This is a genomic window from Vibrio sp. Vb0888, from assembly GCF_033338835.1.
GTDB classification, from domain to species: domain Bacteria; phylum Pseudomonadota; class Gammaproteobacteria; order Enterobacterales; family Vibrionaceae; genus Vibrio; species Vibrio alginolyticus.
In genome coordinates, this window is the sequence record NZ_JAWOTL010000165.1 from 1 (window position 1) to 1,311 (window position 1,311).

The 1,311-nt window shown below is 44.9% G+C and carries 3 protein-coding genes; all 3 read left to right on the forward strand.

Annotated features, from left to right (window positions below; all coding sequences use genetic code 11):
* On the forward strand, nucleotides 1-331 hold a 331-nt coding region (locus R7P72_RS24720; protein ID WP_318110928.1), incomplete at its 5' end, for an MmcQ/YjbR family DNA-binding protein.
* Between the two features lie 124 nt (nucleotides 332-455).
* On the forward strand, nucleotides 456-890 hold the full coding sequence (locus R7P72_RS24725; protein ID WP_005464615.1) for a DUF962 domain-containing protein: 435 nt from the start codon (nucleotides 456-458) through the stop codon (nucleotides 888-890).
* A gap of 87 nt (nucleotides 891-977) precedes the next feature.
* A partial coding sequence (locus tag R7P72_RS24730; protein WP_318110929.1) for a class IV adenylate cyclase occupies nucleotides 978-1,311 on the forward strand: 334 nt, incomplete at its 3' end.

The window sequence follows — 1,311 nt, forward strand, 5'->3', positions numbered from 1 at the left end:
GTATTTAGAGACATTTATGTGCGCCGAAAGTGACTTCCCCTTTGGCCCTGACGCGCTTGTGTTCAAAGTAAAAGGCAAGATGTTCGCGATAATCGCGGAGCGTGGTGGCCGAGAATACGTCAGTGTTAAAGTGAAACCGGAAGATGGAGAAGTGCTAACGTCCCAGTTTACCGACATCACTCCGGGCTACCACCTTAACAAACGCCATTGGGTCACAGTGTATTTCAATGGTGATGTCGAAGATGGTCTCATTCAAGACTTGTGCGAGCGCTCCTACGATTTGGTTGTAGCGAAACTGCCCAAAGCGCAACGTACATTGCTTGGACACTGAAGCCAAATAGCATTTCAGGAAAGCGTTTAGGCAATAACGAAAACCATCAATTGCTCGCTGAAAAACTCGCACCTTTTTTGAGCTCGGGCTATATAAAAAGAAGTTGCGTAAAAAGGGAAGTGATATGCGAGCACTATCTGACTGGTTAGAAGCCTACGGTGAAAGCCATCAAAACCCAATCAATCAAAAAATTCACAAAGTTGCCGTACCGGGTATTTATCTTTCTGTGGTTGGGCTTATTTGGTCCATTCCTCAACTTTCAATCTTAGGTTTTCAGCTCAACTGGGTTTGGTTCGCTGTCATTCCGGTTTGGGTCTTTTACTTCCGTTTATCTCTCAGTGTGTTCATGATGATGCTCGGTTACACGTTAGCGTGCATTGGTTTGATTTGGTCGTTGGAGATTCTAGAGCTACCCGTCTTACACATTTCTATGCTGCTGTTTGGCGCTTTGTGGATTCTTCAGTTCATTGGGCACAAAATCGAGGGCAAAAAGCCATCCTTTTTTGAGGACCTACAGTTCTTATTAATCGGCCCAATCTGGGTGTTTCGAAAGCACTAAATGCGCAAGCTGAGTGTATTGCCACAACACGATTAAGATTTTGAGTGTAGTATTCGGCTCCTTTCGACGTTTATGTAGTAGAGGCGAGTGGTGAGTGACGCGCATTTCCAAGGGCAGTTTGAAGTCGAGTTAAAGTATCGAGTAAAAAATCATGATGCATTTTTAAACACGCTCAGACAGATTGAGCATGAAGTCATGTTCGAAAACAACCAAGAGTCAGATTGGTTTTACGATACCCCACAACGCACGCTGACGCAGCAGGGGAAGAGTTTAGTGCTCAGAGAAATTCAGCCTGCCGGCATCAAACTGTGGATTGTAAAAGGGCCAGAAGCTGACCGTTGTGGAGCAACAAATATCACTAAGTTAGATTCTGCTCAAAGTATGCTCGAAAACATGGGCTACGAAGTGATTCAACGCAGCA

Excerpts from the sequence above, each read along its gene's own strand:
- R7P72_RS24725 (WP_005464615.1), top strand. The coding sequence starts at position 456 with ATGCGAGCACTATCTGACTGGTTAGAAGCCTACGGTGAAAGCCATCAA.